Origin of the sequence: Vibrio sp. AIC-3 (assembly GCF_013114515.1) — a bacterium.
Taxonomy (GTDB): domain Bacteria; phylum Pseudomonadota; class Gammaproteobacteria; order Enterobacterales; family Vibrionaceae; genus Vibrio; species Vibrio crassostreae_C.
This window is the reverse complement of the sequence record NZ_VTXG01000025.1, coordinates 49,994-72,277: the sequence shown is the minus strand read 5'-3', so window position 1 is coordinate 72,277 and position 22,284 is coordinate 49,994. Positions and strand designations below refer to the sequence as shown.

16 protein-coding genes and 2 pseudogenes are annotated in these 22,284 nt (G+C 42.8%); 11 read left to right on the top strand and 7 right to left on the bottom strand.

Features of this window, described 5'->3' with window-relative positions; genetic code table 11:
- Window positions 1–937: 937 nt before the first annotated feature.
- Window positions 938–1,687 (top strand): oligogalacturonate-specific porin KdgM family protein, encoded by a 750-nt coding sequence (locus F0229_RS16455; protein WP_017069963.1) that lies wholly within the window; start codon window positions 938–940, stop codon window positions 1,685–1,687.
- Between the two features lie 134 nt (window positions 1,688–1,821).
- On the opposite strand, the gene F0229_RS16450 is transcribed toward F0229_RS16455, so the two are convergent.
- The 3 genes from F0229_RS16450 to F0229_RS16440 all read right to left on the bottom strand — a co-directional run bounded on the left by F0229_RS16450 (window position 1,822) and on the right by F0229_RS16440 (window position 5,403).
- On the bottom strand, window positions 1,822–2,538 hold the full coding sequence (locus F0229_RS16450; protein ID WP_171733262.1) for a 3'-5' exonuclease: 717 nt from the start codon (window positions 2,536–2,538) through the stop codon (window positions 1,822–1,824).
- On the bottom strand, window positions 2,538–4,400 hold the full coding sequence (locus F0229_RS16445; RefSeq protein ID WP_171733261.1) for a DUF294 nucleotidyltransferase-like domain-containing protein: 1,863 nt from the start codon (window positions 4,398–4,400) through the stop codon (window positions 2,538–2,540). Before F0229_RS16445 ends, F0229_RS16450 begins: the two co-directional genes overlap by 1 nt.
- A 283-nt stretch (window positions 4,401–4,683) precedes the next feature.
- Window positions 4,684–5,403, bottom strand: a complete 720-nt coding sequence (locus F0229_RS16440; protein ID WP_171733260.1) for a FadR/GntR family transcriptional regulator — start codon at window positions 5,401–5,403, stop codon at window positions 4,684–4,686.
- 342 nt (window positions 5,404–5,745) lie between these two features.
- On the opposite strand from F0229_RS16440, the gene F0229_RS16435 reads away from it, so the two are divergent.
- The 3 genes from F0229_RS16435 (at window position 5,746) to F0229_RS16425 (ending at window position 8,936) form a co-directional block, all read left to right on the top strand.
- On the top strand, window positions 5,746–6,522 hold the full coding sequence (locus F0229_RS16435; protein ID WP_017072470.1) for an SDR family NAD(P)-dependent oxidoreductase: 777 nt from the start codon (window positions 5,746–5,748) through the stop codon (window positions 6,520–6,522).
- Window positions 6,523–6,696: 174 nt separating this feature from the next.
- Window positions 6,697–7,419 (top strand): FadR/GntR family transcriptional regulator, encoded by a 723-nt coding sequence (locus F0229_RS16430; RefSeq protein WP_171733259.1) that lies wholly within the window; start codon window positions 6,697–6,699, stop codon window positions 7,417–7,419.
- Window positions 7,420–7,568: 149 nt separating this feature from the next.
- Window positions 7,569–8,936: an MATE family efflux transporter gene (locus F0229_RS16425; RefSeq protein WP_081322222.1), complete on the top strand. Its 1,368-nt coding sequence runs from the start codon at window positions 7,569–7,571 to the stop codon at window positions 8,934–8,936.
- Between the two features lie 230 nt (window positions 8,937–9,166).
- Here the strand turns inward: F0229_RS16425 and F0229_RS16420 are convergent, their stop codons facing one another.
- Entirely contained in the window at window positions 9,167–10,204 is a 1,038-nt protein-coding gene (locus tag F0229_RS16420) for a polysaccharide lyase family 7 protein (RefSeq protein WP_171733258.1), read from the bottom strand.
- 538 nt (window positions 10,205–10,742) lie between these two features.
- On the opposite strand from F0229_RS16420, the gene F0229_RS16415 reads away from it, so the two are divergent.
- The 5 genes and pseudogenes from F0229_RS16415 to F0229_RS16395 form a co-directional block, all read left to right on the top strand.
- Entirely contained in the window at window positions 10,743–11,603 is an 861-nt protein-coding gene (locus F0229_RS16415; RefSeq protein WP_171733257.1) for an oligogalacturonate-specific porin KdgM family protein, read from the top strand.
- A 190-nt stretch (window positions 11,604–11,793) separates the two neighbouring features.
- On the top strand, window positions 11,794–13,632 hold the full coding sequence (locus F0229_RS16410; RefSeq protein WP_171733256.1) for a hypothetical protein: 1,839 nt from the start codon (window positions 11,794–11,796) through the stop codon (window positions 13,630–13,632).
- Between the two features lie 388 nt (window positions 13,633–14,020).
- The gene (locus F0229_RS16405) at window positions 14,021–14,338 is read left to right on the top strand and encodes a hypothetical protein (RefSeq protein ID WP_017037717.1); all 318 of its coding nucleotides are present in this window, start codon (window positions 14,021–14,023) and stop codon (window positions 14,336–14,338) included.
- Window positions 14,335–14,688 carry an IS66 family insertion sequence element accessory protein TnpB gene (gene tnpB, locus F0229_RS16400; protein WP_017037716.1) on the top strand — a complete coding sequence of 118 codons (354 nt, stop codon included), beginning with the start codon at window positions 14,335–14,337 and terminating at the stop codon, window positions 14,686–14,688. Before F0229_RS16405 ends, tnpB begins: the two co-directional genes overlap by 4 nt.
- Window positions 14,689–14,747: 59 nt before the next feature.
- Window positions 14,748–16,100 (top strand): annotated as a pseudogene (locus tag F0229_RS16395) (IS66 family transposase); the annotation flags it as partial.
- 256 nt (window positions 16,101–16,356) lie between these two features.
- Here the strand turns inward: F0229_RS16395 and F0229_RS16390 are convergent.
- Complete coding sequence (locus F0229_RS16390) at window positions 16,357–17,475, bottom strand: IS110 family transposase (RefSeq protein ID WP_017070419.1); 1,119 nt, start codon at window positions 17,473–17,475, stop codon at window positions 16,357–16,359.
- A gap of 59 nt (window positions 17,476–17,534) precedes the next feature.
- Here F0229_RS16390 and F0229_RS16385 point away from each other — a divergent pair.
- Together F0229_RS16385 and F0229_RS22010 are read left to right on the top strand one after the other, a co-directional pair.
- Window positions 17,535–17,711: pseudogene (locus F0229_RS16385) on the top strand (transposase domain-containing protein); the annotation flags it as partial.
- A 19-nt stretch (window positions 17,712–17,730) separates the two neighbouring features.
- On the top strand, window positions 17,731–17,865 hold the full coding sequence (locus F0229_RS22010) for a hypothetical protein (protein ID WP_301338076.1): 135 nt from the start codon (window positions 17,731–17,733) through the stop codon (window positions 17,863–17,865).
- A 513-nt stretch (window positions 17,866–18,378) separates the two neighbouring features.
- On the opposite strand, the gene F0229_RS16380 is transcribed toward F0229_RS22010, so the two are convergent.
- Both F0229_RS16380 and F0229_RS16375 read right to left on the bottom strand, forming a co-directional pair.
- Window positions 18,379–19,947 (bottom strand): polysaccharide lyase family 7 protein, encoded by a 1,569-nt coding sequence (locus tag F0229_RS16380; protein WP_017069952.1) that lies wholly within the window; start codon window positions 19,945–19,947, stop codon window positions 18,379–18,381.
- Between the two features lie 421 nt (window positions 19,948–20,368).
- Window positions 20,369–22,117 (bottom strand): polysaccharide lyase family 7 protein, encoded by a 1,749-nt coding sequence (locus F0229_RS16375; protein WP_171733255.1) that lies wholly within the window; start codon window positions 22,115–22,117, stop codon window positions 20,369–20,371.
- Between the last annotated feature and the right edge of the window lie 167 nt (window positions 22,118–22,284).

Genomic DNA, 22,284 nt, shown 5'->3' with positions numbered 1-22,284 from the left:
TTAGAAACTGGCGACAAGCTCTAAACCGCTTTATGATTATGTTCGAAGACAGACTCACTGAATACATGTAACCCCGACAGTTACACAGAATTATTTACAGGGTCCGCTTATTGAGCCGCACACGACTCTCTACTCAAATTTCAAATAAAAAAACGCTCATGTTGCCTGTATCAACATGAGCGCAAGGGTAGATCTTCGACTACCATCTCCTACCTTTCTAGATGAAAGCAGAAGTTATAATTAGAATAGTTGGGAGCAATAATCAAAATGCTTTCGCAAGCACTTCAACGATTTCTTCTTTGTCGCTGATGAGAACAACGGGTAACGATTCGAACCCAGTTCATTCCTATCAAGTTCATACTTATATAGCAGGCTATGTCACTACCTTGCCTACTACATTTCAAACCTTCTCTGATTGAGCTTTAAATCACCTCAAGTAAATGTCTCATGTTCTTAAAGCGGTGGATTTAATCCATTTAGCTTCAAGACCACTCTTACTTATTCGGCTTCACACCGTCTGTTCATGCAATCAACACAGCAAAGTTATGTGTTGCTACAGAAAGTTAGTAAATAATAATGTATTACAAATAAAAATGATATCTAAAGGTTCAATTTTTTGCTGTAGCGCACATTTATTGATGAACAAAACTCTTCAAAACCATTATCAACAGCCAAACAAATCACTAAAAAACATCAACTTAACGAAACAACTCGATTTTGTAACCCTTTGTAAATAGTGGTTTTGTCCTAACAACACGATCAAGTTCACAGATCATCACGCCTCGGATCGCTACCATATTTGTATTATTTAAATGCAAAACAAATTTGAAATAACCAAGAAATAATTTCAAAAACAAAATGCATTTAAGATAAGAACTACTCTATTTGGCTTGTAATTATGGCCAATACTCAACCATATAAATATGGAATTAATACCATGAATAAAACTAAAATCGTGATTGCTGTGGCATCTGTACTCGCTGCTGGCTCTGTATCTGCTGCGTCTTTCGATATGAGACACGAATACAAGAGTCATACAGATCAACACGCTACTCGTGTAAAACTTGGCGATAGCATTGGCAACTTCCTTGTAGATATCGAAGCGAAATTCAAGGGAGAAGACGGTAAATTCATGGAAGATTTGAAGAACAATGGTTGGGAGCTTGGTCTAAACTACCGTCATGTACTAAACGATAACTGGACAATGACTTACGGTATGCCAATTGAAGCTCGTGAATCTGGCGTTACATACAAGCCTCAAGTTCGTGCAACATACAAAGTGGATAGCGTTGATGGCCTAAGCCTAAGTGCTCGTTACCGTTACGATATGAGACAGAACACTAGCAGCTCAGAGTATCAATTCGATGACAATGGTGATGTTATTGTTGATAGTGACGGTGTTCCAATCACGGTTGATAAAAACGTTTCTAATCAACGTCGTCACCGTCTAACGGCAAACGTTAACTACTCAATGGAAAACTGGCGCTTTGGTCTAGAAGGTAACTACTACAAAGCGGATGGCTATGACATCTACGACAACGACGATACCAACTACGAGTTGAACGCAAGCATTCGCCATATTATGGGTCAATGGGCACCATATGTAGAGTTTGGTGATGTGAGCACTTCATCAACTAAAGCGACTCGTGAACTGCGTAGCCGTGTTGGTCTAACTTACAGCTTCTAATCGATAGCTACATGAATAATCTAAGATAATTACTGTCCTAATTTTCTAAGACCTAAACAAAAGCCAGCTTAATCGCTGGCTTTTTTTCCTTTAAAATCAGTAAAATAAGAGCCGCGCACTTGCAGCTCTTTTTCCTAGTGACTAATCCGATAGAGAAAGGCAACGGTCACATTATCGTTAGGCACAACTCGCTTCTGCTGAGCCAAAAACAATTCCGCTGTCGAAACGGCATCGGCTAATGCATTGTGGCTGTTGTACTCAGGAAGCCCGTACCTTTCGCGAGTCCCTGCCAAGGTTAAATCGACTTCTTCATGATTGCTGATCGCTTTCTCCATGCTTTTCTCAATACACAAGGTATCAAGCCAAAGCAGAGGAATCGCTCTTAAACCGTAGCACCTTAGCAGATACTGGCTAATGAACTTCTCTTCAACCACACAAGCATGTGCGACAATGATCTTGCCTTTCGCTGCTTCGAAGAAAGTAAGCATCGCATCATGAATTGATACGCCCTCTTCCAACATCTGTGGCGTGATGTGGTTGATCACCGCGGTTTCAGCGTTGATCTGTGAATCATTATTGAGGTAGATATGCTTGGCCGAAGCTAAATCGATTCGCCCTTTCACCACATCGACCCACCCCATAGATAAGATCAGATCTTGTTCGCTGTCTAAGCCTGTGGTTTCAAGATCCAACACAATGTAATCGCTGTCTTTCGCTGCGTCTGTCATTTCGGGACAAGGTTGCTCAACAAGATCGTGCAGCGCTTCTGGTAATTTGACCGTATTCAAATATTGCTTACGCTTGCGCTTGATTCGCTCAAGTGGGTGAAAATAGTTTAACAAGGCTTTCATTAACGCGCTCCGAAACGAATTTTCGCCGCATCTTGAAGGTCGGCAATGATTCTAAAGGCGTCTTTCAAGTGCTTACGTTCAAAGCTACCAAAGCTGTCTGGGTTGATATTGTTATCTGGCACTTCCCCGTTCTTCAAGGCTTCAAGCTGATGACCAAATCGGAAAGAGAGAATGAACTGATACGCACCAAGGATGTTTTTAAAGGCATCATCACTCAACATTCCTTTCTCGTTGGCAGCAGCGAAGCGCTCGTCGGTTGCTGATAGATCACACTCCACAGCTAACCCGTAAATACGCGCCAAATCGATAATCAAGTTGATGGCGTACTTCTTCACGTTGAGTGTTTTCTTATTCTCACCTGACTTCTCTAGCACTAAGCTATTGAAGATCCCCAACGGAGGATTAGTGTTAACCGCATCTTTAACCAAGGTGCTCAAGAACTCACGGTTGCTGCGAATATTCGAATGCAGTTCGTCACGCAAAATGCCTTCAAATTCACTATTGCCATAGATAGTGCGAATCTCGAGGAACACACTGATGTTAAGCAAGCGTTCGTACTCAGGGTTTGCCACCCACTTCTTATAGTAGTGCTTCCATACGCTGAGCGGCTGACACCATTTAGGTGTTGCCGCCATGAACTTACCCGGACATAACGGGTAATCACAACTGGCTAGCCCATTGGTCACCATCATGGCTAAGTGCTTGAAGTAAATACGGTCGCTGTCGGTCGCATCGTCAGCCAATACAATTGCACTGTCTTGATCAGACAGCATATGAACTTCGTTTCGAGCATGCGAGCCCGCCACTATCCAAGAGAAATCACACGGCGGAGGACCCAACTTATCGATCGCTATCTGAATCAATCGGCGCGTGTAAGCATCCATAATCATGGTCATTACCTTGCCGACCGTTTCTGGTGCTACCTTACCTTCCACCAGCGCTTCAAAGATCGCTTGTCGCTCTGAAGTGAAGGAAGACATGGTTTTTACACTGCCCGCATATTTAATTTTCTCAATTAAGAAGATTGCTTGAACACGGTGGTTTTGCACTAAGTGAGACGTCGTAAGAAGACCAACGACTTTGTTCTCTTTCACCACTGGTAGGTTGCGAATGTTGAATTGCATCATGATAGATGCGGCATGCAGAACTAAGTCATCCGGTTTTACGGTAAGTGGTGAATGTGTCATGACCTTTGAAATTAGGCTATCTGTGCTCACACCGTGTGCGATCACTCGCTTAGTCATATCACGGTCGGTAATCAAACCAACGATGGTGTCATCTTGATAGATCACTGCGCAAGGTGAACGTTGATGTAACATTTCTACCGCCACCGACTGAATCGTTTGTTCGGCCTTAACAACGGCCACCTGCCCGCTAGCCACCTCTTCAACCTTACGGATGAACAAACCCTTCTCTTTATTCGACCACACCACATCAAGTGCCGACTTCAAGCGCACTTGAGCCTGTGATGCAAAGTGTTCAGCACAACTTGGAAATGCTTTGAACAAAGTTTGAAGTGCCGAGTGTGGAATCACATAAAGTAAGGTGTTTTCAATCGCGACGGCTCGATAGCCTTTTTCGTCGTTTACTTCTGAATCTAAGAAGGTAAAACCAAATAAGTCCTCACTACCCAAACGAGCGCGAAGCACTCCATCTGATTTTCTTTGCTCCATGGAGCCCGTTCGAATGATATAGAGCGACTTTTCTTTACCAGACTCACATAAGTCAACCACATCCCCTTTGCCGAGGTAAGTGATTTGAACATTAGCGGCCAGTTCGCGAAGTGCTTGTTTAGGGATCTTATCGAACGGGTCTATTTGACCGATGAATTGAAGAATATTTGGCAGTAGAGACTGAGGCATAATCACACTCACAATAATTTAATTAGTATTATTATATAACTTAAAATACTGGTTACTAGTGCTTTTAACGAAACAGCAAATAATAGATTAAATATTGGACACCAGTCAGGTTTTCATCAAATTTGGATGCAAAAAAAGCACGTATCAAACGTGCTTTTTAGAGGTCACTGCTGAAATTAGCTTTTGAATAACCGTAATTTTAACTTTGACTACCCTAGTTTTACGAGAATGCCCTCTCGTCGATAATGCAAAACGATCAAAGCTAAAATAACAGTGAAAACAATTAACTAGCGGCTGGTAATCTGTGGTTTGTTTCTAACAGGTGACTTGCTGACGCGTGGCGTGCTTTGTCACTATTACCTGCCATGATTGCTTCATAAATCTGGCGGTGTTCGTTAATACAAGTACTTCCCTCTTCAGAAGAGTGAGAAATAAAGTTAACAAACATGGTCGTTAAGATGTTACCAAATGGAAGATAGAAGTCGTTACCTGTTGCATTGAAGATCAGGCTATGGAACTTCATGTCGATATCTAGCCAACGCTCTTGATCAAGCGTTTCTTCGCTAGAAATTTCTAGCATTTGTTGGAAAATACCAGACAGCTCAATGCGTTGTTCTGCACTCGCGAACTGAGCAGCTAAAGCACACGCTTCTGGTTCAATTGCACGGCGTAAACCCAAAAACTGATGACAGAATTGGTCTGTATCGGCCAAACCGTCCATCCATTCGATCAATTGTGGATCTAAGAAGTTCCAGAACGCGCGGTTAACAACGCGAGTACCAATCTTAGGACGAGATTCTAATAGACCTTTTGAAGTCAGAAGCTTAACCGCTTCTCTTAATGCTGTTCTACTGATACCAAATTGCTCACACAGAGCCATTTCACCAGGGATAATAGAACCTTGAGGCAAATTGCCCGACAAAATACCACGGGCGATTTCACGTGCAACTTGCACATGAAGGCTTCGCTTAGAGCCTGAAATAGAATTGAAAGAACCAGCCATGTGTCTACTTACCGATTAGATATGTATTATTTAACTCGGACTATAGCACTGATTTATATCTTCACCAACACAGCATCAGAATAACGTGAGGTCACTACCAGTAAAGGTTGGAGCAATATTTCACAAACCTGCTCATCTTTAGGTTTATAAAACCAATTCAACCTATTAATTCATACAAATAGTTCTCATTTACTATTTCAATGTATGCGTGAACTCACAAAACCACCCTTACTCTCACTATTTATGTCGGTAATAACCCGTTTTTAGATAAACACCCTTGAATATAGCAAGTGTTATTGTATGATTTATTGGCGTAAATAATCTACAATATAGGCGGCTCTGATGTTTAACGATTTAAAAGGCAAACGCATTCTAATTACTGGCTCTACTGCTGGTATGGGTTTAGCTACCGCACGTGTCTTTGCAAAATACGGCGCAAAAATCGGCATCAATAGTCGTGCTTTCAGCCCAAAAGTCGATGACGTTCTATCTGAACTTACCGCACTGGGTGGCGATGTTGCCTTTTTTCCTGCAAACCTAATGGACACATTAGAGTGCGAAAGGTTAGTCAAAGAGTTCACTGATCATTTTGGTGGCATGGACGTGTTGATTAACAACGCCGGTGGCCTTGGTGGTCGCGCCAATCTAGAAAATATCGATGATGAGTTTTATGAGCGCGTAATGAACCTTAATGTTCGCTCTGCGCTGATGACAACCAAGTTCTCTATCCCGCACTTACGCGCCTCTGCTGCTGAGTCCGGGCAAACATCTTGTGTGATTAGCACAGGATCTATCGCCGCTCGCGAAGGCGGTGGTGTGGGTGCAGGCATCTATGCCGCGTCTAAGGCTTGGTTACACGACATTCACCGCAATTGGGTGAAAGAGTTCGCGCAAGACAATATCCGTTTCAACATTGTTTCACCGGGCACTATCGACACCGCATTTCACGATGGCAAGAGCGACGATTTGAAAGCGACCATTGCTAACAACATTCCAATGGGACGCTTTGGCCATATTGATGAAGTTGCCCCTTCATTCGCTTTCTTTGCATCGCACGCTTGCAGCGGTTACATCACAGGTCAAATCCTAGATGTTAACGGCGGACAAATAACGCCCTAGTTAGCTGGTTTATATAAGCTCACTCAGCGATTTAAGTTCGCCACACTATATAAGGTTAACAGACCCGAGTAGATGAGGGAAAACCTCACACTAAATTCGACGTATACACTGACACTAAACACCAGATTCGTCTGGCTTTTAGTGTTTTCAAAGTTTCAATTTCAGGTGGTTTAAATGTCAACATTTACATTGGTGGAAGATTCAAGCCGCCGAATTCATGTTCAAGTGGCGAGACAAATTGCTCGTAAGATCTTATCTGGCGAGTTACAAGAAAATCAGAAGTTACCCAGTGAAATGGAGCTATGTGATATCTTCGGAGTGAGTAGAACTGCCCTTCGCGAATCAACTAAGCTACTTTCAGCAAAAGGGTTGATTGAGTCAAAGCCCAAAGTAGGCACTCGTATCAAGCCGAGAACGCAATGGCACTTCTTAGATCCGCAGTTACTGTATTGGATTCAAGACTTAGAAGATACGAAACCCTTCTTGTCTCAGTTCTTAGGCTTAAGAAAAGCCATTGATCCAGAAGCCTGTGCACTAGCGGCAATGAATGCCACAGTCGAACAACGCAAAGAGCTATCCGTTCTGTTCCAAAAGATGACTATCGCCGCCAACAGCTTTGACTATGACGAATGGACAACGAACGATCACCTATTTCATCAGACGATTTTCTTATCGACAGGTAATCAGTTCTACATCCCATTCGCGAACATTCTGTCGACTATCTTCAAGCAGTTTATCGATCATTCAGCCGAAGGCGGTCGCTTCTGTTTAGAAGAACACAAAGCGATATACGATGCGATTATGTCAGGTAATGCAGAACAAGCTCGCGTAGCTTCTCAAGTATTACTCGACGATGAGAACCAAAAGCTGTCTCGGGTTGAACTCGCCATCGCATAACCAAGATTTACCAAACTGACTCGTGTATCTCAATACACAAGTCAGTCTTGTTTTAGCACCCATTTTTTAACCATCAACTACCGTAGTGTTTTCTTCTTTAAACGCTCTACTCCGCCACCTCAGAGAAAGCTTACGGTTATACACATAAGGTGTTGTTTGTGTCTTCACAATCGTACGTAAGGAAAAATTTCTCTCTCGCCTGGCCCCTCGCCTTAAACGGTATCTTGATGCAGTCGATGTTGATGATCGACACACTGCTTGTCTCTCCTCTTGGTGAAATCCCTTTAGCTGCAATGGGGATTGCGACGACTATCGTTGCCTTTGTACTGGGAATTCAAATGGCGCTGGCAAACGGTACTCAGTTAGTATTAAGCCGCGCAGTGGGCTCTGGCATCGCCGCATCATTATCTAAAGCATTTTGGGCAGGGTTATTTATCAACCTTGGCGTAGCAACACTATTTTGGCTTCTACTTACTTTTTTCGAACAACCCTTGATTCAAGCTTTAACAGATGACGCTTCCCTTCACTTAGAAATCAGCCGCTATCTAGACATCTCGAAATACATCGTTATTTTTACCGCGTTAACGCAGGTGATCATTGCTTTATTTAATGCGCTAGGCAGAACTAAAGTCCCATTCAAAGGTTACTTAATTGAACTGCCTATCAATGCTGTACTCTCATATGTGCTGATTCATGGTTTTTCTAATTTTGAAGGGATTGGAGTACAAGGCGCTGCATTAGGCAGCATTATTGCAATAACGATCCGCTTGCTGTATTTGGTTTTGTGCGTGCATTTAAGCTCAGCGATTTCACTCAAATTAGACGCTCAGCGCTCTGAATTCTTTACCAACGTTCGCCGTCACTTTATCGAAATATTCCCTGTAGCAGCGAACGTGACCATGCTTTTGATTGGCGCAACGATATATCAATTGTTGTATTCGCAACTTAACATCAACGCTTACGTAGCGATTACTTTGGTGATGCCTTGGATCAGGGCTGTCTCTCAATTTATTACCGCTTGGGCTCACTCTTCCGCAATTACTATCAGCCAAGCGATTGGCTCCAAAAAGATGGATGACCTAGTCAAAAACGTCGATACCAGTATCGATATTGCAGTCGTCATTTCTTTCGTTTGTGCACTCTTATTCGCAGGATTAAGTCTGGTCATTGGTGACATTTACCCGAACTTGGATGAATCTACCTATCAAGCATTGGCCGTTATCGCCCCACTCTACATATTCTTGCCAATTGTTCGTGGCTACAACACGGTTCATGGGAATGTACTAAGAGCACTAGGAAAAACGACCGCAGTCTTCAAAATCAACTTTACTGGTCAATGGGTAATTTCAATTCCATTGTGTGCATTGATCATCTTTGGTTTAGATGGCTCTATCTTTTGGGCCTTTGCTATCCAACCATTCGAAGAAGTCGTTAAAGCTTTCCCATTCCGTCACTTAGCTCGAAAGTCTCTAAAGGAGTTTGATGCCGACAAAGCTAAAGAGTTGATGTATGACTAAGTCCGGTATCGAGTCGCCGTCCTAAAATCTTTCTACGCTTTCTGATTACAACCTTGTCTTTTGACAAGGTTGTATTGTTTCAGCTGTACCGTTCATTGGTAAGCTTCATTGTACTCTCGCTGATACCCGGCTCATCTTAAATCTCATAGAAAACAAAAAGACCACTCAACATTCGGTTCAGTGGTCTTCGAAAACATTCCTTAAGGCCTGTTTCTAACTAGCCTTATGTACTATTTGCCGTTCAACTTTAGTGCCGAGAAAGTCACACTGTTATAGTCGCCATTCTTTTTATCGACAGCGAAATCGCCAGTACCGCCACAACCTGGCCCCCATACAGGGTGAGAATCGCTCACGCTACATTGGCCGTATGCGCCCGCTTTGTAATAGAAATCATCTTCAGCATAACCCGTTGGTGAATCAAGCTCATCAATACCCTTGCTCAGATCGATTTCATACTTAACCGTATCGTGACGTTCTGTTTCAAACGTTAGGTACATCATGGTGCCTTTCACTTCCACTTTGTAGCTAAACTCTTCACCAAGAGCAATGCCTGCTTCACCCGGTTCCGCTAGGTTTTCCCAAGTGTTACCCCAAACAGGGTAAGCTATATCGGCACGGTTAGGATCTTTTTTCTCTAGGTTACGCTCATAGTTCCAAAATACTGAACCCATTTCTTGGCCAGGAAACTTCTTATAGAAGATCTTTAGTGGTTCATTACCATGCCCGTAACCAGTTCCAGCTTTGATTAACTCATTATGTTTTTTAGCGTGAATCTGACCAACAACCACCGAGTGAGCTGGGTACTTTTCTGGGAACTTAGCGTTAACTGAGACGTGATTAACTTTTAATGTCGCTTCTAATGTTCCGCCAACAGCACTGTATTCACTAGCAGCTGGGTGACTCGACAGTGCCCACTGGTTTCCTTTATCAGCCGTATCGATAGAGAAATCTGCGCCTCTTGGCATTTGTCGTAATTCAGAACGCGCATTCTTCGAGTTTTTCGTCGTAATCGCTTGGTTCTGCACTTCAAATACAAGGTTGCCGTCTTTATCAAGATGGAAGAAATCACTATGTGAGTAGCTCATCATGGCTACCCCTTCTATTTCATCAACACGACCATCTTCATTAATATCTGAAGGTATGGTTATTTTCCAATTATGCATATCGAATTTATCGGCAGGTACGGGGTAAGAAACACCGTTATTTGCGAAAGTAACCATTGGTACAGTCGCTAATAGCGCCACTGCTAATATGTTTTTCTTAAACATGACTCATCCTTTATTGTTAACAGATACCGAGTACACACTCAGTACAGAAACCACTTTTGAACACGAATTAGTACTAAATATTTTCTCTTCGACTTAAATAAGCCAACCGATAAATAGAATTTACATTTAGCCATTTTGTAACTTTTATTAAACATCTGGCTATGGTTTATATTTATGCCTCTCAACATGCTCCCTATGTTTAAGCCACGATGGTTAAAATCATCATTATTAACATATAGAAACACTTAATATTTGTATTATTTTAACACATGCAAAAAAGTGATTTTCTAAGGTTTGTGAATATGAGAAGTACGTCATGATTGATTTAATACACAAGCCATAAATTGAGATATTCATAACATTTAGCTATATACTTGGGCCATTAGTCAGAACTTTTTGATAGATCTCACAGAAATCTGACTCAATAATAAATACCATATTTGTCATACATTAATTTAATACCATGTAAGGTATTGGTTTGTGAGCCACGGGTACATTGGATGTATCCAGAATTAAAAAATAATAGTGAGACAAAGGTATGAATTCTGTTACAAAAATTGCTGCAGCTGTTGCATGTACTCTTTTAGCGGGCACAGCTACTGGTGCATCTCTTGATTATCGTTACGAGTATCGTGCTGCGACGGATTATACAAAAACAAATGGCGACACGGCTCACGTAGACGCTCGCCATCAACACCGAGTGAAGCTAGGTGAAAGCTTTAAACTGTCAGATAAGTGGAAGCACTCAACGGGCCTTGAAGTTAAATTCCATACTGACGATTCTTACTACGACGCAGATTCTGGCGAAGTTAAATCAGCAAACAGTAGAAGCTTCTATGACGGCAATTGGTATATTTACGGTATGGAAGTAGAAAATACAGCAACTTACAAAGTCGATAACAACTGGTATCTACAAGTTGGTATGCCGATCGCTTGGGACTGGGATGAGCCGAACTACAACGGCGGTGACTGGAAGATGAAAAAAGTCACTTACAAACCTCAATTCCGTGTTGGTTATAAAGCAGACATGGGTCTAACCACCGCAATTCGTTACCGTCATGAATATACTGATTTCCGTAACCATACACAATTTGGTGACAAAGACTCTGAAACTGGTGAACGTTTAGAATCAGCTCAAAAGTCTAAAGTCACACTAACGGGTTCTTACAAAGTAGAATCTCTACCGAAGCTTGGTCTTTCTTACGAAGCAAACTATGTAAAATCTTTGGATAACGTACTTCTTTATAATAGTGATGACTGGGAATGGGATGCTGGCTTAAAAGTAAACTACAAGTTCGGTTCTTGGAAACCTTTTGCTGAGATTTGGTCTTCTGATATCAGCTCATCTTCTAAAGATCGCGAAGCAAAATACCGTGTTGGTGTTGCTTACTCATTCTAATTAGAAATAGTCAATTTATAAAATACCCCTCTCCTCTTGTAAATTTTTGGGGCATATTTTAAGCACTTTATTTAAATAATAGGATGTTCTAATTAACGTTAGTTTCATCCTAATAAATATTTAACGACTATTCATTATCTACTTCTTATGTGATTTACATATGGATTTAATATCATAAAGAGAATATTTTATGCAGATTTCTAAAGTCGCTACAGCTGTCGCTCTTTCGACAGGTTTATTATTCGGTTGTAACAGTGATGGTTTACCTATCCCGACCGATGGTTCTACTGATCCAGGTAACCAACCTTCAGCATTAACTACGGGTTACTGGCAAATCAGTGATGGTAACTCCGCTTCAATATCCGCGTCATCAAATGCAGATCTTCCAAATGTGTATGTTTTCCAAGAAGATGGTAATCATAAATACTATGACGACGATGATGACTTAGGTACTTACACGATTAAAGATGCAAGTGCTTCTACTAATAATTATGATGAAGAAGCCGGTACGGTCTCTTTCACATATTATGAAACAGGCACATCAACGATCGAAATTCTAGATGGTGTTTTTTCTTTCGATGACGCTGGTGCTCTGAATATTTCAGATAGCACCACTGGCATAGACTACTCTGGTTCAGACCAAACTGCGACTGACGCCGTACAAGAAGCTATCAGTAAAGCCAATGAAGCAAATGGTATCAATGGCTACGTTCAAATCTTGGACACCAACAATGGTGGTGTAAAGAATGATGTGGGTGAACTACGTTTGAAATTGTCTGACAGCAGCACAGGGGCAACAGTAGACAGTATCGCATCAGGAAAGGTAACCGTTGACTTAATCTACCAAGTAGATGAAGACACCGAGCAAGAAGCGAATGGTTCAGGTAATAACGCTTATATTAGTCTCTACGCTTCTGGTACTTCTAACACTAATTTACACGGCGAAGTTATTTTTAATGCTGGAGAAATTTTCTACCGTTCCACGGTTACCGATAGTAGCGGTAAACCTCAAATTCCTGATGAGCCTGTAGGCACTTACACTTTAGGTGAAGATCTCGCGGTTGAAATCAGTTGGGCGAGCGGTTACTACACATTCAAAGTCAATGACACTGTATACGACAATAGCGGCAACGGTTTTGAGGCTTTCGACAAAGCTGCCGTTACAATCGTGTCATTGAAGCTTGGTGATACTTCCAACACAACACATTACGAATTGAACGCTGATAACTTTAAAGTTTATTCAAATGACACGACTACTGACGAGTTAGTATTTGAAGATAACTTTAATAACTATCCGAATGGGCAACTTTTGTCAGGCAATCCGTATAACAACAATACTGCGGAAGCGACTGTTGTTGTGGATGGCGGTAGTACTGAGCCAGAACCTGAGCCAGAACCTGAACCAGATCCAGATCCAGAGCCCGGCGAAGTAACAGACAACTTCGATTCTTATACTGTAGGTACGCAGATCGATGTGGCTAACCCTGCGTACCAGACAAAAGGTGTTGATGGGGTTTTAAATACAGCAGTGATCAGTAGTGACTTTGCCAAGTCGGGTTCTAACTCTTTACGAATTGAAGATGGTGCGGACTCAACCACTGATAATAACAAAGCTATCGTTGGCCGCGACTTTGCTAATGGCGCAGCAGAAACTGGCTCTGTTTCTACATCTGTATACATCCCTAGCGATGGCTATGTAAAAGCATCATACATTTTCTTAGGTTCTAATAACGATGCATCATCTAGTGGTCGCTTCACTGAAGTTGTATTTACATCTAGTATGATTAAATTCCGCAATGAATCAGGCAGCCAAGTTGACCTTGCTTCATACTCAAAAGACACATGGGTAGATGTGACCATTTCATGGGTAGATACAGACATTACCGTCAATGTTGATGGAACAGACTACACTGGGTTAAAAGCTGAAAGTGCAGGTGGTTCCCCGACCGCTATTGCGCTATACAATGGTGACAATGGTTCAAAAGGGACATACACCTACTTCGACAACCTAGATTCAGACCTATTCTAGTTCTCACTAGAAAGTCTGTTTGACTTGATTGCTAGATAAAACAAATCCCTATCAACGTAATTTGATAGGGATTTTTTATTGTTAGCTCAAGAATAAAAAGCAGACTGGCGATTCAGTTAAGCTCTCTGACTCAGCGGAACTTTGCTTCAGCGTTGAATAAGCACCGATGCTGCTAGTAACGAATGCCCCCTTGCCTCTCTAACTTATTTAACCCTCTCAAAAGCCCTGTATCTATCATAGTTAAACAAAACCCCTCAGCTCTGCACTCAACCCACAAATTATTATTCAACATCACCGTACCATACAATGTAAGCGTGCCATGAACACCGCATTCTAATCCTTCAGCACGAAGAATAAGATCATCTCTCCAACCCAAAGGAGAGTTGAAATGGCAAAACGACGCACCAACCTAGAATGGCAATCACTGTTTGAACAATATGAAAGTAGCAGTGTTACCCAACGCGCTTTTTGTGAAGAGCATGGACTGAGTTTATCCACGTTCTTCGCCAAACGGCGTCAACTCCAAACAGCAAACCAATCGGAATCTGTCGGATTTGTTAGAGCCGAAATCGTTGAAAAGACAACCAAGTATCAGGCCCAGATAGCTACGGCGAACATGACACTTCTCATCAATGATGTGGAGCTGAGCATTCCTCAAGGCACGCCAGCCACCTATCTTGCTGAACTCATTGGAGCGTTGTCATGAAAGGTATGCTCAGCGCTCCAGACATTTACCTTTATCGTGAAAGCGTCGATTTTAGAAAGTCCATCAACGGCCTTGCAGCGATTATCGAAAATGATACTGACTTGCCTCTTGGCAGCGGTGCACTGTTCCTGTTTACCAATAAACAGCGCGATAAGATTAAAGTGTTGTACTGGGATAAAACAGGCTTCGCCCTCTGGTATAAACGCCTTGAAAAAGCCAAGTATAAGTGGCCTTCAAAAGAGAAAAATCAGGTGTTTACCCTCACTCAATTTGAGCTTGACAGACTGCTTTCAGGCTTCACAATTATCGGCCACGAACCCATCAAAATAAACGATTTTACAATGAGTTAATCGAGAATAAAGCCTTATTCTCCAAGCGTTAACGGCACGATTTTAGTATAATCAATGCTATGAAAAAGACGCCAAATATCGACCCAGAAAGCCAAGATGTTGCCGAGCTACAAGCGATGGTAGCTGCTCTGATGTCGGAGAAAAATGAGTGGAAACAAGAGCGCCAATCGCTGCTTGAACAACTCAAACTCGCCTTCGACCGTCAGTTCGCGAAACGCTCGGAGGCATTAAAGCCTTACGATGAATCACAAGGTGACCTCTTCAACGAAGCGGAATGTGAAGCCGTTAAAGAAGACGAGGTTGAGGTGACAACCACGACCACAACGAAAAAGCGCGGTAAACGTAAACCTCTGCCTAAGACCTTGCCTCGTGAGGTTATCGAACTTGATATAGACGACCATGAAAAGCAGTGCGCTTGCTGCAATCATAGCCTGCATAAAATCGGGGAAGACCGCAGCGAGAAGCTAGAGTTCACGCCAGCGGTACTCAAAGTGTTGGAATATGTTCGTCCTAAGTACGCTTGCCGCCAGTGCGAGAAAACAGGCGACAGCAGCCGAATCGTTCAGAAGCCATCCCCTCAGAGCCTCATCCCTAAAAGCTTCGCCACAGAAAGTTTGCTGACCAACATCATTCTTGGAAAATACCAATACGCGATGCCACTTTATCGTCAAGAATCGCTGTTTACCCAGTCGGGTATCGAGCTATCACGTACCACCATGGCTAGGTGGGTCATCCAAGTCAGTGAGAAGTTCGCCCCGCTGTATGCCGCCTTGAAAGAGCACCTACTTCAACAAGTGGTGGTTCAAGCGGATGAAACGCCGCTCAATGTGCTCAAAGAAGAGAAGCAGTGTTATATGTGGCTCTACTGCTCAGGCGCTGACTCACCCGAAGCGGCACTGCCGAATGTGAAAAATATTGCCTTGTACGACTATCAAAACAGTCGCGCGAGGGCGTGTCCCGTGGACTTTTTAGGTGACTACAACGGTTATCTACAAACCGATGGCTACGCGGCTTATGATGGTCTGCATCACGTCACCAATGTAGGGTGCTTAGCGCATGCTCGTCGCAAGTTCATGGATGCTAAAAAGCTTCAAGGGAAAGGTAAATCGGGCAAGGCTGATAAGGCGCTGGCTAAAATCCAAAAACTCTACGGGATAGAATCACGCTTAAAAGGTGCGCCTGCCCAAGAGCGAAAAGCAGAGCGTCAAGCGCTTGCCAAGCCGATACTGGATGAGCTTTACCAATGGATGACAACCCAGAAGGTGATAGGCTCTAGCCCACTAGGCAAAGCAATAAAGTACACGCTCGGGCAATGGCCTAAACTCATTCGTTATATCGACGATGGTCACTTATCTATCGATAATAATCGCGCTGAACGCGCAATTAAACCGCTGGTTATTGGCAGGAAGAACTCTTATGACCTTTTTCAAGTTTTTCGACAAAACCTCTCTCTCCTCTGTGAGACGAGGCATGCTTTCAACATTAGAATTGCCTGAAAGTGAATTAGCAATAACTTGGGTTATACATACTCTTATTCGGGGATCTTTAGCCCCAACATGGTTTTCGTAATGAGTTTACCTCTATCTGGCTGCTAGTATCTAACCAAGTGGTCGACTTAAATTCTTGACGAGGATTACTCACCTGAGCTTCTTCACTTCCAAGCAAATTTTAAACTCTCTGATTTCGAGTGGTGACAGCAATGTCCCACATGAATCCAAGTAACTCTCTCGCAACAGCAGTAATTGCTATTTGTGACTTTTTCCCTTTAGCTACCAAGCTTCGGTAACGGAAGCATAATCGCTGCTGAGCTTTCCAGGAGATATCTTTGGCTTCTTGGCAAACACTATCTGGTCGATTCGCAGTTAACCAGCTACCGACCTTAGCATTGTTTCTATATGCCCATGCTGCCTCATACAAAAGTCGTCTTAACTCAACATTTCCAGCTTTAGTGATCCCTGCTTTACGAGTCACACTACCACTTGAGTGTTCACCAGGTATTAGGCCAAGGAATGCCATTATTTGTTTCGGATTACTAAATCGGGAGAAATCACCCACTTCAGCCACTACGGAGATTGCAATCGTACGTCCGACACCTTTTAGAGCTTGCAGTTGATTAACCAAGTTATAAAGTGACCAGTTAGGAAGTAACCTATCAATTTCTTGGTCTAATTGCTCAATACGGTTTTCTATTTGCTCCAAGCTTTGTCGATAGTGCTCATAAGCTATTTGTTGAGAAGCTAAGGGGAAAGATTGGTTGGCTAGCCATACTCGATGGCGGACAGTCCACATTTTCTTTTCATACTTTTTACCCGTTCTCAGAAGAATACTTTGGATTCGCTGCTTGGCAACTTTAGTATCTTTCTTTGCACAGCTTCTGGCTCTCACAAGATCTCGCATAGCTTCATGTGTCAGGTCGGGTACCCAGATATCAACTAACTCACCCGCTCTTAACAACCTCGCTAAAGCGACGGCATCTCGATGATCATTTTTGATCTTGTTGGTTGATATCTTAGGTATTCTAGAAGGAGCCACAACTGTACACTCTATGTTCATGCTAAGTAACAATCGATATAGACCGTAGCCTGTTGGGCCCGCTTCGTAGCAGACAAGGATCGTACCGTGAAGCTTGATTAGCTTCTTCATTAGACGAATAACGGCATCTTTTGCTGAAGAAATATTCCCATAAAATCGAACTTCTCCCTGCCGCTCTGGACTTGCAATCGCAACAGCAATTGTGTCCTTGTGCACATCAAGTCCAATATAAGCAGAATAGTTGACGGATTCCATATTGATGACCTCCAAAAACGCACCAGTAGGTAAGTCTAAGTATATAAGGTCATACCATCTGGCTGTTCTCTAACACACCAAACGGTGCTGATGCGAGCGCGATGCTTTACAGCATCATCGAGACCGCGAAAGCCAACGGTCTTATCCTCTACGACTACATGGTCAAGTGCATGAAAGAGCTGGCGAAAGCTGAGCCTGATATCGACGCACTCCTGCCTTGGAACTTCAAACACTGACAAGTCGCCCCGTGGGTTCATGGGGCGGATACCATACAATCAAGGTATTTACGGCCTGCAAGCAACTAACCCTCAAGCGCATCCCCTTGAGCACTGGATTCGTTTAACCATCGACTTGAACCCGCCTGAGTATTTCATGAAGCATTGGCGCTAATAGAATGATGGCTAACCCTGCCCTTCTAGTTATGAAAGAGTTGAAACACTACTTATTGCTGTTGCTAGGAGTCTTGCTAAACAACCCAAAAGTGGAGGTTTCAAAAACAGTACGGGAGTATTCAGCCGAGTTAATGCTTATTAGTAGACCACGCACAACAATACGTTCATGTGTAGACGTCGCATTAGTACATACCTTGAGAACGAAGTCGAAGTTTTCTAGCTCTGGCGATTCCAAAATAATATTGGCATTGTTTAGCTTTGAATGAGAGCCAATATGACCTGTTGTCAGCTGAGATTAATCATGACTGAGGTTAATGGTGATCGGCGATTGGGGAGAGGATAGTAACTGAAACTGATAATGACTACAGTTAATACTGAATGAGCTTAATGATATTGTCTTAAACTATGTGTAACTGATAACTTCAACTTAAACGACAGGCACAAAAAAGCCTCCAAACCCTGAGGCTGGAGGCTATTGCGATAGCTTAATATTAAGTGTTATTCGGTTAGATTACTTTTTGTATTGATCGTGCGATACGTCTAGTTGGTAGAAAGTCGCTTGTGAGTAATCGTCTAGGTCGCCGCTGATGTTTTGGTTGTAAACACCGGCTTTGAAGTACATGTACTTGCCGCCTACGTCGTAGCCGCTGTTGCTCATATCAACCACTTGTACAACGTCGTCTTTGCCTTCACGCATTAACGTTACAGTCATCGTGTTGCCTTTAACGTCAATACGGTAGCTGAACACTTCGCCAAGTGCGATACCATCGTCACCCACTTCAGCCGTCATGTCGCCCACTAGAGGGTAGAAGTCCTCTTTAGTTGCGTCTTGGCTTTCGTGTGCGAAGTAAACCGCACCCGTTGCTTGGTTTGGCAGTTTACGGTAGTACAAACGAATTGGTTCATCGTTTTGATCGTGAATCTGACCAATGATAAAGCGGCCTACTTCGTTCGCATTACCTGTTGTTGTTGCGTGATCGATTTTCAACGTTGCTTCTAAAACGCCATCAATACCAGCAGCAGCTTCTAAGTCAGACTCAGGTGCGCTTGAGAATACCCAGTTGTTCTTGTTAACACCTTTAGTGCTAATAGACTGGTCACCACGGCGCATCATTTCGCGAAGCTCTGTACGCGCATACTTAGTATTTTTAGAGGTACGAACACCTTTCACGTAAGACTTGAAGACTAGACCACCATCGTCAGCTGTGTAGAAGATCTCTGGGTGTTGGTAACCGTTTGCAAGGTTCCACTCAGAAACATCATCAGGCTTACCGTTTTTGTCATGGTCGAATGGTTGAGATAGGTACCAATGCGTCATGTCAAAGTTTTCGCTTGGCGCGTTACCTGCAACTGGTGTCGCTGGCAGGCCTGTCGGAACTGGCAGTGCACTGCGTGTGTCACATTCAACTGAGGTCTCACAAGGGTAAACCGCTGCTACACCAAAGTTACCTGAACGAAGATCTTTGCGCGCATCTTTACGTGCTTTTTCCACTGCTTTCATTTCAGCGATAATAACTGCTTCTGCTGCTACCACGTCTGAAGTGATGATATGGCTAGCAGGACATGCGTTAATGTTACAGTTAACCGCAGCTAACCCTGTCACACTGTTCCAACCATTTTTGGTGTTACCGTGACCAACGTATCTTACGTAGCGCGCTTGCACTGCTGGCTCGAATTGGAAACGCTCTAGGCCGATCGCTTTACCTGAGCTCAGTTGGTTTTCAAGTACGGTTGTCCAGGTTTCACCATCGACACTTACTTGAATATCAAATTTAGACTGGCGCTCGTTACCTTTGCTGAAAGATGCTTGAACCGCATCAAATTCTTGAACTGAACCATAATCTAGCATTGCCCACTCACCGTCACCCGCTGAAGACCAACGTGTAGTTAGGTCTTGGTCAATGAGACGATCAGGTCCGTTACCATCATGGCTACTAGCGGCAACAGCAACTGGCGTCAGAAGCGCTTCACCAGTTTCTTTGTTATTTGGGAAATCAACAGTCGGTGTGCTCGTGCTCGCACAACCAACTGCAAGTAAAATAGAAGAAGCGAGTAAGGTTTTTAGAGTAATTTGTTTCATATCTAATCCATTATTATAATACAAAGACAGCGTTCGTAAGTGAAAGATAAATTGGCAAACACGAGCTATAAGGCGTTTTCTCTCTCAGTATTTGCGATAACACAAAAATATTACGTAATCTTATAATACAAATAAAACACTTCGTTGAATAAATGAGACTGGGAACACTTTTCGCTTTTTCCATACTTTAACTGGATCACACTTCCTATTGATAAAAGACAACATATGAAAATTTAGAATGCGAAATGGGCTATCAAGGGCGAAAAATCCGAGCGGTAATGGTGAGAATGTGCATCACTCGAGCAGAGCATTTATCGTTCAGAACATCTCATTTAACAGTGTCTCAGCAGTTAAAAAAAGACCACATTGTTAGGAATCAATATGGTCTTTAAAGCAGTCATTGTTGTTACTCAAACGTTAGCTAATTCAAATAGTGTTCAGCTCTAAGAGAACTAAAGCTCACATCAAACACTTCACCCGCATAGTCGCTATCAGGCTTAAATTGTGGGTAGATGCCCGCTTTGAAATAGAAAGCGATGTCTGTCGATGTCCAATCTGATGTTAACGAAACCGTGTCCCCATCTTTATCTGTGTAATCTTGTCCCCAAGGGATTAAATGAGAAACGGTGTTGGTTCCATCTAAATCATGAGTCGCCAAGTAGATACCGTCTTGATTGGCACGAATCGTATATCGCCACTCTTCACTTGCCGAATAAGTCCCTAACTCGACACTGAACGGGTCACAATGATTACAGTCTTGGTTGTTGCGCTCAAAATCAGAGTTCAGTATCACTCTTACTGGCTTACTCTCGCCTTCCCATAACAGTTTCACCAGTGCTTGATTGATCTTCCAACCATGGATTTGTCCAAGTACCACTTTTGGATCTTGATTGTTGATGTTCGGGTAATCTTCAATTCGCAAGCTTGCGGTTAACTCGTGACTGGTAGCGTTCGTTCTAGTGTCGTCCAAATACCAACTTGTATCTTCATCGCTGGTGCTACAATCCGGTTGAACACTGCTTTGATACAACTCCCTGAGCTCAGAGCGAATATAGCTAGAGTTTTGGGTAGAGGTGCCGTATCCCATATCCGCTCTAAAGTGCATTCTTCCTTCATCAGTATTGAAGTAAGAAAGATCAATATCACTGTCGTACACATCGCTGTCATTTGAAAGAAGATCTTTACTCGATTCACAACGTTCTGGTTCTAACTCAGCAGCACTGTCACCACCGCTTCCATACCAATCATTCTTACTCGGTGGAATAGTCAGCTTCCAATCATTAATGTCCCAATCGTTTGATCCATCGATTTGAGTCGTGGTGTATCTCAACGCCTGATAGTAAGCAATCGCTTCACCATTCTCAAATTGGTTATAGATACCCGCTTTGAAGTAGCTCAATAAATGCTGCCAGTAAGCGATGTCTTGATTCACTTTTACTTCATCATTCACTTTGAGCGACAGTGTGTTCTCATAAACAGAAAGATCAAATTTGGTAAAACTGTCCAATTCCGCCTCACCTAAATCGTAGCGATTGTATGACGTGGCATAACAATCCGAAGAGTCAGCAGCGCTGCTACAATCAATGGCATTGTTTTTCATGACTGCCCAGTAGTGACCTGTGAGGCCATCTCGTTCTTGCTCCCAAACCACACGCAATAGCGGATGAGGGATATAACCCGTACCACTCTCATCAGTCCCCTTATTGTGTATCTGCAGCAACGTCACTTCATCATGGTCGGCAGGTGAACTCGCCATTGCATACTCGATATCAGGTAAGCTTATTTCCGCATACAAGCTTCGTCTTACACCCGTTTCATTGATATCGAAGTTTTCTCCCTCACGAACCTCAGAACGCATCTTGTAGTTCGTCATTTTGAAGATAAGATTTTCCGTCTCTTCATCAGCATAAAAATAATCACTGACATAACCATCGAAGTTACCATCTTTGACTTCAGAGGTTTTATTGCCCTCCTCTCCATTAGGATCAGAGACCTGAAGATCTGAGCTGGAAAGGATGTTTTGATACTTGGTAATATCATAGGGAGCAACAACACCAGCGGGCATTCCTGGGTTATTGGTATCGGAAGGATCACTGCTGTCACTGGAGCTGCTTCCACCGCAGCCATACGTAAGCGAAGCGAGTACTACGACGAAGATTGGCTTATTCACATTTATCTCACTTATCCATAAGAATAGAGTGACAATGTATATTTGTACTATTTTATGTCAATTATATATTTATCAGAATGTGAGATGCGGCAAATGAAGTGGGATGAATGAGTATTGCGTAGAGTTAGACTCAAGAAAAACGCAGAAAGGCCACTCTAAACTCGCAA

What these genes read in the sequence shown, in the direction of transcription:
- F0229_RS16455 (WP_017069963.1), top strand. Translation starts at nt 938, where the DNA reads ATGAATAAAACTAAAATCGTGATTGCTGTGGCATCTGTACTCGCTGCT.
- F0229_RS16450 (WP_171733262.1), bottom strand. Translation starts at nt 2,538, where the DNA reads ATGAAAGCCTTGTTAAACTATTTTCACCCACTTGAGCGAATCAAGCGC.
- F0229_RS16445 (WP_171733261.1), bottom strand. Translation starts at nt 4,400, where the DNA reads ATGCCTCAGTCTCTACTGCCAAATATTCTTCAATTCATCGGTCAAATA.
- F0229_RS16440 (WP_171733260.1), bottom strand. Translation starts at nt 5,403, where the DNA reads ATGGCTGGTTCTTTCAATTCTATTTCAGGCTCTAAGCGAAGCCTTCAT.
- F0229_RS16435 (WP_017072470.1), top strand. Translation starts at nt 5,746, where the DNA reads ATGTTTAACGATTTAAAAGGCAAACGCATTCTAATTACTGGCTCTACT.
- F0229_RS16430 (WP_171733259.1), top strand. Translation starts at nt 6,697, where the DNA reads ATGTCAACATTTACATTGGTGGAAGATTCAAGCCGCCGAATTCATGTT.
- F0229_RS16420 (WP_171733258.1), bottom strand. Translation starts at nt 10,204, where the DNA reads ATGTTTAAGAAAAACATATTAGCAGTGGCGCTATTAGCGACTGTACCA.
- F0229_RS16415 (WP_171733257.1), top strand. Translation starts at nt 10,743, where the DNA reads ATGAATTCTGTTACAAAAATTGCTGCAGCTGTTGCATGTACTCTTTTA.
- F0229_RS16410 (WP_171733256.1), top strand. Translation starts at nt 11,794, where the DNA reads ATGCAGATTTCTAAAGTCGCTACAGCTGTCGCTCTTTCGACAGGTTTA.
- F0229_RS16405 (WP_017037717.1), top strand. Translation starts at nt 14,021, where the DNA reads ATGGCAAAACGACGCACCAACCTAGAATGGCAATCACTGTTTGAACAA.
- tnpB (WP_017037716.1), top strand. Translation starts at nt 14,335, where the DNA reads ATGAAAGGTATGCTCAGCGCTCCAGACATTTACCTTTATCGTGAAAGC.
- F0229_RS16390 (WP_017070419.1), bottom strand. Translation starts at nt 17,475, where the DNA reads ATGGAATCCGTCAACTATTCTGCTTATATTGGACTTGATGTGCACAAG.
- F0229_RS22010 (WP_301338076.1), top strand. Translation starts at nt 17,731, where the DNA reads ATGGGGCGGATACCATACAATCAAGGTATTTACGGCCTGCAAGCAACT.
- F0229_RS16380 (WP_017069952.1), bottom strand. Translation starts at nt 19,947, where the DNA reads ATGAAACAAATTACTCTAAAAACCTTACTCGCTTCTTCTATTTTACTT.